Raw genomic sequence first — 7881 nt, 5'->3', positions numbered from 1 at the left:
GGAATGTAGGTTTCCACTGCGCCGGAATCACGGTTTCTTGACGCAAGAATATTCATCAACTTAACAAAATAAATATAATGTCGTATTATGACGTCCATTTTACAAATTACTTATTAAACTTAAACTTATTAGCCGCTTCTGGAAATTCAGGTTGGTGAGCCACCCATATACATGCCGAGTTCGCAGTCTGCATAACTAACAATAACGCTAAGACATTTAAACATTTCATTACACCTTTTCCAAAAATTTTTTTAACTTCCATGAGTTTATCCCCCTTTTTTTTAGCATCATACACCGATTTCCAAAATATTTAAATCCAATGTCCATATTTCGACATTTTATGTCCAAACTCTACAAACATGTTTCATCCTATAAATCTAAAAAGCTCCTTTCCAGACATCAAGTAATCCTCATTTTATTACCTGCCTGAAAAGGAGCTTGTTATTCTATTTAAACATGTAGGTATAAATTAAACTGCTAGCACTACCACAGCATTAAATTTTTCGTCAACAACATAATAATCTAAATATCCATTATACTGCTCAGCAATCTTTGAGACACTTGACAATCCAATCCCATGTACTCCAGTTTCTTTTTTCGTACTTATGAGTTTACCCCTTACCTCCTTCAACTCTTCAACAAAATCATTAACCACCTTAATCACACAAAGTTTTCCGCCTTTTTGCATAAATATTCTTACGACAACAGAAGCAGCCTTTTCTTTCTTTGATGCAGCTAAAATGGCATTATCCAGCAAATTGCCTAACATAGTAATAAAATCAACATCCTGAATGTGTTCCAAAATACAACCCGGTTCTACATATACATCAAAAAACACCCCTATTTTTTCTGTTTTAATACAATATTCAGATAAAATTATATTTAACATCTTATGATTGCAATATTCAGAAATTTCTTCTCTATTTAACTTTCCATTCAGTTTATCTACCACTTTACATATTTCTTCATTTTTTCTTTCATAAGCCAGTTGACCAATTACCTTAAGATAATGTGCTGTGTTATGCACAATTTCATTATAATTATCATTCCACTCAGCTATTTTAGTCAATCTATCTACTTCTGCTTTTTGATAAAGAATCTCTAATTGTTGTGTGGCATTCTCACTCAAATTCTCTGTATACTTTTGAAATGCATAAAATAATATCATGTTTCCTGCTATCATACATACAAAGAAAAGTGTCATTAATATCTTCAAAACCACATTACTTCCTACATCTATTCCAGAATAAAATATTGTAAGCATGGTTCCCAAAGTAGAAACCGGAACACATAAATATATCAAAAACAATTTGTTAGTCATTCCATTTTTTGATTTGCTAGCCATCTGCTTTAATACAATAAATACAATATAGTTCAAAAATTTTATAAGTAATAATTGCCATAAATATTCTGACACCGGTATCAAACCTGTTTTTGCCAACAATACTGTTGTAGTATTCGATAATACAATATACAAAAACTCCACGCCAATCATAACAATATATGCCATAATAAAATATACAAATCTGATTCCCAATTTAGAGTCAAATAATACTGTCACAAAAAGCCACAATACCATAGGAACAAGAATCAAATTCAACATATTACTTTGCAACATATTGACAAAAAAATTGTACCTATTGTTCCTGCACATACTATTTTGATATATTTTCTTTTTATTTTAATTTGAAAAAAATTATAAAAATAGTCATAAAGTAGAAAAACTTCAATAATACAACAGAAAAACAGGATAAGCAAATCTAACCACCCCATCATTCTCCACCTCTCTTATTAATATTTCTCTGCGATGCTTTTTGTAAAAATCTCGCGAAACTCTTTTTGATAAGGTCTTGATATGGATAAGCATTCACCACTATCCAAATAAACCTCATTACCTAATATTTTTTCAACATGACTGATATTGATTATATAACTACTGTGTGCGAAAGCCAGTTCGTAAAATTTGACTGATAACGTCTCTAATTTATCATCTACTAGTATCTGCCCATCAAATTTTGCTTCATCACAATCTGAGCATACAGTAATTTTACTACCTCTTTTTGCATTTTCTATGTATAAAATATTTTGAATATTGACTCTAATTACATTATTCCTATAATGTCCTACAATATATTCTTCTTTTGACTTTTTTTCTACTTCTTCTAAGATTTCTTTCAATTCACTTAGAAACTGCACATCCGAATATGATTTCAACAAATATCTATACGGAGTTACCTTAAAAGACTTGACTGTAGGAGTACGCACCCCTGAACAAAATACCAACACAGCATCTTTGAACTTATCACGAAATAATCTTGCAGTTTCATCTCCATCAATACCACCCAATTCCATATCCAAAATAAGTAAATCTAAATGCATGCTGGAATCAAAGCTACTAACTAACTCTTCTCCTGAACAGAACTCAAAAATTTTAAATTGGTATTGTTTATTACCTTTTGCTTGATTAATAATTTTTTTAATATATGAGATAAACACCTTGTCATCATCGCAAATAGCTACATGATACATAGGGTTTCACCCCCCCCCACTCTCTTTATTGTAATTTTTTATTATACCACGCCGCCATGCACTTTTCAACAATATTTTTCTTTATTTTTCTACTTTTTCTAATTTTCCATTTCTTCTAAAATAACACTTTCTATGTTTTATTATTTCCATTAATAACATTACATTTTGTATTATATATACAAACATCAAACTAAATATAAATTCATCAACATCAGATAGTACAGTTATTATTGCAATAATCACATGAAAGACTAATATAAACTTTATTTTTCTTTTATAAGTTTTCTTTTCATCTTGACTAATTTTTTTCATTTCCGTATCTACTGGAGATATAAAATATACGCAAACCATATTAAAAAAGAATATTAGCAGCATCCCGCTCATCGATAAATACATTTTTATATTCTCTATACCATACACTTGCAACAGCAATATTACATTTGAAATTACTGTACATTTCCAAATTTTATCTGCATGCCATCCTCCACAAAAACTCCTTAATGGAATATACATACCAAGAAAAAAAATCACCTCTTTAGTTTTCGAAAAGACTATTCCAATTGCCAAAGCGATAACTAAATTTAAAAAAACTTCACACAGCAAAACATATCCATATCTATATATCTTCTCATCCTCATCTGTCATTACATAATTTTGTGATTGCTTATTCACTAATGCATCCACTATCTTTTGAAGCATATCAACCCATTTATCCCTTTCAGTTTTCCGAATAATTTAACATACATAATAATGTGATTGTTTAACACATAATAATGTGATTGAACCCAATGTACTAAATTTAACAATTTATGTCCTAATTTTGTGCTATATATCTATATAGAGCTTCACTAAAAATTTGCACAACACTATATTGAGTTCATATTTCAAAAAGTCTCTCAAGCACAATTTCACCTTGAGAGACTTCCCAAATTATCGTTTCTTCCTCTTTGTTACTGCATCCTTCCCCGATTCTTTCATTATCTGGCTCATAAGTTCTTTATATTGTTCTTCAAAAGCGTCTGCCCCATACTGAAATTCCGGCTCTGCCACAGCTCCAAGCACGGAAGGCTCTGCCATTTCCACATCTTTCATTCGCTCCGGCTCTTTGGCAAGACTTTCCACCTTATCAAGTGCTTCATCCAGATGTTGCTCCATTCTCTGATACAGCTTTTTCTTTGCTTCAAAAGACTTTTTCACAAGCTCTGTTTTGGAGAACTTCTTTTCCTTTTCAGAATAATCAACCGTTTCCTTATCCGCAAAAGTACGGAAGGTATTAGCAATCTTCTGTCCTGCTTCCCTCATACCGCTACCAAAAGCATCCAATTTATTTATGGTATGCTCTATGTCTGCAATACTCTTACGGACATTCTCACGAACAGACTCCAGCTTATCCTTAACTCCTAAGAACTCCGACACCTTATGAAGTGCAGCTTTGCCTTTCGCTTTTGCTTCTGCCACAATCTCCGAAGCCTTTGCTTTTACCTCTATTTTGATTTCAAACAACTGCTGCTTCATCTTCTGGCATTGCTGTTCTAAGGATTCCACAGCCTTACAGACGGTAGCCTTTAAGGTCTTATCTGCCTTTTCCTGCTCCATCTTTTCAAGCTGTTTACGAACACTTGATAATTCCTCTGTTACCTGTTCAAGCCTTTTACCCATACCATCAACCAAAGTTGCCATTTCAAATACATTGTTTGCAGCTTCTCTCTGCTGATTCTGATTAAGAAGTGCAATCAGCTCCTGAATGATTTGGTCTTTTGACAATTCCATATTCTGTACTTGATCCATCGTATTCTCCTTTCCCATAGGGCATAACAGATTATTCCACTATGCCCCATGAATAGTTATTCCCCATTCTTAACGAAAGGGAAGATTTCTGTCCGGCTGTCTACTCTCTGCCCTTTCCATGCTCTGTGAAGTTGCCTGCTCCATTCCCTGATTCATGGCTTTGTCCCTCTCCTGTTGATAGCAGTCCATAAGTGCATCATACAGCTTCTCACGAAACTCCTTTGTCACAGGGAAACATACATCCTGGTACTGTGACTTACCGCCATTCTGCTTTACCATGTAGGAAGGCATCGCCACAAATTCCTTTTCCTTGTCTTGAATAATGCTGACATTGCTTACCACAAAGCAATCCTCAAAGTAGATACGGGCAAGACCACGAATGTTGCTGTTCTCTCTCTCAAAAGGCATTACCGCCACACGAAACTCCGGCTCCTGTGCATTTTCCGCATCCCTGCTTACCTCAGTCTTGCCGGACTGCTCCATTTCTGCATACAAGGAAAGAATATCGTCTGTTGTGGTCAAGCATTTTTGTAACACTTATGGCTAAAAAATAACATTTTATTATATAATTGCAGCACATAACCTACGATGCTATTCGTGCTTGATAAGGTGTACGATATCCATTAAAGCTATGAGGACGGACATGATTATAGGTGGCATACGCAAATTCTTCCACGGTCTGATAAAGTGCTTCTTCTGTCTGAAATTCATACAGATTGGCACATTCATTTTTTAGGGTGTTAAAGTATCTCTCCATTGGTGCATTGTCATATGGGTGTCCAGCTTTGCTCATGCTCTGTGTCACATGGACTGATTCGCAGAATTCTACAAATACCTTGGATGTGTATTGGGAACCCTGATCGCTGTGCAGAATCAGTTCTCCTTTGATTGCGGGCTGTGAATCCAGAGCCTTCTGTAGTGTGCGAATCGCAAGAACACTGGTAATGTGGCGGTCAGTAATGCTGGCAACAACACTCCGATCATGCAGGTCTATGATGGTACAGTTATATCTTACTTCGTGGTTGTCCAGAAACAGATAGGTAAAATCTGTACGCCATTTTTGATTGACTGTATCTGCAGTGAAATCTTGTTTTATCTTATTTTCAAACGCTTTGTGAGGCTTTGTGTGCGCATAATCTGGTTTTTTTGGACGGACAATGGAACGCAGACCAAGTTCAGCATTCATGTATTTATGTATGGTTGTAGGACTGTAATCATATCCTCTGTGCGCCAGATAGACCGTCATACTCCTGTAACCATCAACCCCGTTGTGGCTGTGGCAGATATCTTCAATCTGTGAAAGAACCTCTGATTTTTGGGTATAATAATCCGCCTTCCGGCGTTTACGGCAGTTATAATAGGCATTCGGACAGATTTCAAGCCGCCGCAGTAACCAGCGGACACCGAATTCCTCATGATGTTCATCTATAAATCGATAAGCCTCTAATCGATTTCCTTTGCGAAGAACGCCGCCGCTTTTTTTAAGAAAAGATTCTCCTTACGCAGTTCCTCAATTTCTCTTTTCAGTTTAAGCAACTCTTTCATGTTATCGTAATCGGCTATAGATTCTGGGCTTGTCTGGCATTCTTCGCGAAATTGTTTGCACCATGCAGAGATAGCGGCTTTGGATACGCCATATTCAGCTGTGATGCTTTTGAAAGTGCGTCCTTCTTCCTCATGGAGACGAACGATCTTCTTTTTAAATTCAGGTGTGTAATTTTGTGACATAATGAGTACCTCTTTTCTTGTAAATTTGATTATATCTCATTAGCCACTCCTGTTACAACTTTATTATAGCACTTCAAAGCCTTCTAAAAAACCTGGCAAAGGGAAGAAGCTTCCCAATAAGCATTCCGGCGTTACGGACGCCCTGGCCTCCTATGCCCTCACCCATGCAGAATTTCCCTTTTATTTTGAGCAGAGGCTTCAACAGGTCTTTCGCCTCGCCGCGATCCTTCCTTCTCTTAAAGACGGACTCATCCCTGCAGATGGCGTCACCCTTTCCGGCGATGGCGCCTGTGTCCATTCCCATGCATCCTCTTATGGCCATAAGGTCTGCAAATGCGTGGAAAACAACATCTCCCATTGCACTTGCAAACGCCATTTCTCCGATCCGGATGCTCACTGGGGCTGGGACAGCGACGATGGAACTTTCTATTTCGGACATACGCTTTACATGCTCTGTTCCCACAATGCCCGGATCGGCATTGACCTGCCACTGCATATCCGTTTCCTGGACGCCAGGAGGCACGACAGCGTCAGCGCCATTGTCTCCCTCCGGGAATTTAAGACCATTAACCCAGATATCCCTGTCAGGAATATCTGCCTGGACTCCGCCCATGACAACTATGCCACCTACGGGCTCTGCCAAAAATGGGAGATCCAGCCTTTTATTGACCTCAACAGTAACCGGGGACGGCCGGACTCCATTCCTGACGCCATCTCCATTGATGGGGACGGCACTCCCCTGTGTTTGGCCGGCCTACGCATGATCAACTGGGGATACTGTAAACAGAAGCATTCCCGCAAATGGAGATGTCCCCTTGCCTGCGGCAAAGTCGGATCCTGTTCCTGCAAAGACAAATGTTCTTCCTCTCCTTATGGCCGCTGCGTCTACACCAAACCGGACTGGGATATCCGGCTTTACACACCGGTTCCACGCGGAACCGATGAGTATAAGAAAGTTTATAACAACCGTACTTCTTGCGAAAGAGTGAACAACCGGGCACTCAATGACTGCCATCTCCATGATATGGGCATCCATACCAGAAAGCGTTATTCTTTTTTCACCATGATCATCTGCATCTGTATCCATCTGGATGCGCGGATGAAGAAACATTCGGAACAGGCGGCATAAACCTGTTTCTAACTTATATGGGTTCTCTGTTTCAAAACCTGCCATAGGGGAGGTTTAAAAGCCATGCCCTCCATTAAAATTTTTCGCTGCAATGTCGGGCATGCTCCAGTCCTGCTTATTCCCTTCCCGCTTTTTTCAGCCTGTAATTCCTGTTCTTTGCTTTACCTATCTACTTTCCGAGAGTACTCTGTTTTCCCAAGCAAGTCCTTCATACAATGGAAACAATACCCTTCTGTATGAGGATAAGGACATCCAAAGCATTTACTCTGCTTTTCTTCAACCGTTATTTCCGGCTGTTTCAAATCTTCCTTAACACATTTCTTTGCTATACATTGGCGATTGTTACCATGAAAATATCTGCATCGCATACAGCTTTTTAAATCACGCTCCAACCTTGCCTCTGCTGTTATAATCTCTATCGGTTTCGGAGCTTTTTGTACCTTTACATTAATTCCCACAGACAACACCGCCTCTCGCTCGGCGGAAAGCCTCTGTATCTCTTCCAATCTTCTGTCTGCCCTACCTGCTGCTTTAGCAAGTGCAAAGAATGTAATCCACACTAACACAACTCCGATACCTATAATTGCTTTTATCATCTGCCTTTCCCCCGTTTCTGCTCTGCTTTCTTTCTCTGTTCCTCCTCCATGCGTCTGGTAGTGTCAAATCTACCACTATATTTTTTGTTGCAAACCTTATAATTCCAAGGA

10 protein-coding genes are annotated in these 7881 nt (G+C 38.1%); 1 reads left to right on the top strand and 9 read right to left on the bottom strand.

Features of this window, described 5'->3' with window-relative positions; all coding sequences use genetic code 11:
* Positions 1 to 106 precede the first annotated feature (106 nt).
* The 8 genes from E5329_RS27300 to E5329_RS31275 form a co-directional block, all read right to left on the bottom strand.
* On the bottom strand, positions 107 to 262 hold the full coding sequence (locus E5329_RS27300) for a cyclic lactone autoinducer peptide (protein WP_275443811.1): 156 nt from the start codon (positions 260 to 262) through the stop codon (positions 107 to 109).
* A gap of 207 nt (positions 263 to 469) precedes the next feature.
* On the bottom strand, positions 470 to 1603 hold the full coding sequence (locus E5329_RS27295; protein WP_168356798.1) for a GHKL domain-containing protein: 1134 nt from the start codon (positions 1601 to 1603) through the stop codon (positions 470 to 472).
* A gap of 188 nt (positions 1604 to 1791) precedes the next feature.
* A complete protein-coding gene (locus E5329_RS27290) occupies positions 1792 to 2529 on the bottom strand; it encodes a LytR/AlgR family response regulator transcription factor (RefSeq protein WP_135992320.1) in 738 nt (245 codons plus the stop codon).
* An 81-nt stretch (positions 2530 to 2610) separates the two neighbouring features.
* Positions 2611 to 3201, bottom strand: coding sequence for an accessory gene regulator B family protein (locus E5329_RS27285; RefSeq protein WP_168356797.1), 591 nt, complete (start codon positions 3199 to 3201; stop codon positions 2611 to 2613).
* Positions 3202 to 3459: 258 nt separating this feature from the next.
* Positions 3460 to 4317: a DUF6674 family protein gene (locus E5329_RS27280; RefSeq protein ID WP_135992318.1), complete on the bottom strand. Its 858-nt coding sequence runs from the start codon at positions 4315 to 4317 to the stop codon at positions 3460 to 3462.
* Positions 4318 to 4386: 69 nt separating this feature from the next.
* A complete protein-coding gene (locus tag E5329_RS27275) occupies positions 4387 to 4839 on the bottom strand; it encodes a SpoVG family protein (RefSeq protein WP_275443810.1) in 453 nt (150 codons plus the stop codon).
* A gap of 61 nt (positions 4840 to 4900) precedes the next feature.
* Positions 4901 to 6045, bottom strand: a protein-coding gene (locus E5329_RS27270; protein ID WP_135992317.1) for an IS3 family transposase whose coding sequence is annotated in 2 segments (ribosomal slippage) — positions 4901 to 5808 and positions 5808 to 6045 — 1146 coding nt in all. Because the reading frame shifts where the segments join, the coding sequence is not laid out codon by codon here.
* Positions 6046 to 6118: 73 nt separating this feature from the next.
* Entirely contained in the window at positions 6119 to 6484 is a 366-nt protein-coding gene (locus tag E5329_RS31275; protein ID WP_275443809.1) for a hypothetical protein, read from the bottom strand.
* 9 nt (positions 6485 to 6493) lie between these two features.
* On the opposite strand from E5329_RS31275, the gene E5329_RS31270 reads away from it, so the two are divergent.
* Positions 6494 to 7174, top strand: a complete 681-nt coding sequence (locus E5329_RS31270; protein ID WP_275443808.1) for a hypothetical protein — start codon at positions 6494 to 6496, stop codon at positions 7172 to 7174.
* Between the two features lie 161 nt (positions 7175 to 7335).
* Here E5329_RS31270 and E5329_RS27260 read toward each other — a convergent pair whose 3' ends face one another.
* A complete protein-coding gene (locus tag E5329_RS27260; RefSeq protein WP_275443807.1) occupies positions 7336 to 7770 on the bottom strand; it encodes a hypothetical protein in 435 nt (144 codons plus the stop codon).
* Between the last annotated feature and the right edge of the window lie 111 nt (positions 7771 to 7881).

Origin of the sequence: Petralouisia muris, assembly GCF_004793545.1 — a bacterium.
Taxonomy (GTDB): Bacteria; Bacillota; Clostridia; order Lachnospirales; family Lachnospiraceae; genus Petralouisia; species Petralouisia muris.
Note: the sequence above shows the minus strand (reverse complement) of the source record. Positions and strands in the feature narration are given on the sequence as shown.